Origin of the sequence: Fluviirhizobium alvei (assembly GCF_030551875.1) — a bacterium.
Lineage (GTDB): Bacteria > Pseudomonadota > Alphaproteobacteria > Rhizobiales > Rhizobiaceae > Rhizobium_E > Rhizobium_E alvei.
The window spans coordinates 1-1,175 of sequence record NZ_JAUOZU010000039.1; the positions used below are offsets into that span (position 1 = coordinate 1).

Consider the following 1,175-nt stretch of genomic DNA (forward strand, 5'->3'; position numbering starts at 1 on the left):
GCTTGTCTTATGATTTCCGTGCTTCTTCGTGAGATAAAGAAGCGCCGGAGAGGACGGCCATCCTTCTCCGGCGATGGGTGACGGATCGTGAAACGCGAGGCCGCCATTCTTGCGAATGCCGGGCCGAGCTAGAGTATGATCGCCCCCATCTTTTCCAATCGTCCTGAACGGATACCCGAGCTTCAAGGCTCGGATGACAAGCATGGGAGATCAGAAAAGATGACGGACATTACCATCGGCGCGGACATCTCGAAAGACCATATCGATCTGCACAGCCTGCCGGATGGCCAGACGTTGAAGGTTGCCAATGACCGCAAGGGCTTTGCAGCCATTCTCAAATGGATCGGGGCAAAGCGCGTGCAGCGCATCGTCTTCGAGCCCACCGGCCCCTACCACAAGGCCTTCGAGCGGTTCATGGTTGTCCAAGGCCTACCTCTCTCGAAGCTCAATCCGCGTCTGGCCAGACGCTTTTGTGAAGCCACAGGCCAGCTTGCCAAGACAGACAGGATCGATGCCGCGCTGCTTTCCCGTTATGGCGCGCTTCTCGAGCCACGCCTCCTGCAGGCTAACACGCAAACCCACAATGACTTGAAAGAGTTGCATATGGCGCGTCTGGCCCACATTAAGGACAGCACGGCTGCAAAGAACAGGGAAAAGAGCCTCACAAACCCGCTCTTGAAGAGACACAATGGCGAAAGGCTCAGGCAGATCGAGCGCCAGATCAAGGCCGTGGACGAAGCCATCATGGCGCTCATTGTCGAAGACGAGGCCTTCAAGGCCAGGTTCGACATACTCGTCTCCATCCCCGGCGTGTCGCAGGTCACCGCATTCATGCTTCTCATCGAGATGCCTGAACTGGGCCAGCTCAATGAGAAGGCCGCAGCCGCGCTCTGCGGTCTTGCCCCCATAAGCCGCCAGTCCGGACGATGGACCGGAAGCGCTTTCATTGCTGGCGGACGGGCCATCGTCCGCCACGCACTCTACATGCCAGCCCTCGTCGCATGCCGCTTCAACCCGGATCTCAAGGTCAAATACAGCCAGCTAAAAGCCGCTGGAAAACCACCAAAGGTTGCCATCACCGCCATCATGCGAAAGCTTATCGTCCTCGCAAACGCGTTGCTCCGGAAAAATCAAAAATGGGAGCCAAGACACCCTTGATCAAAACGGATACTCTA

1 protein-coding gene is annotated in these 1,175 nt (G+C 57.0%); it reads left to right on the forward strand.

What is annotated here, in order from left to right; all coding sequences use genetic code 11:
• The first annotated feature begins 219 nt into the window (after positions 1 to 219).
• Positions 220 to 1,158, forward strand: a complete 939-nt coding sequence (locus tag Q4481_RS24555; RefSeq protein ID WP_304379059.1) for a transposase — start codon at positions 220 to 222, stop codon at positions 1,156 to 1,158.
• Positions 1,159 to 1,175 lie beyond the last annotated feature (17 nt).

Excerpts from the sequence above, each read along its gene's own strand:
- Q4481_RS24555 (WP_304379059.1), top strand. The coding sequence starts at position 220 with ATGACGGACATTACCATCGGCGCGGACATCTCGAAAGACCATATCGAT.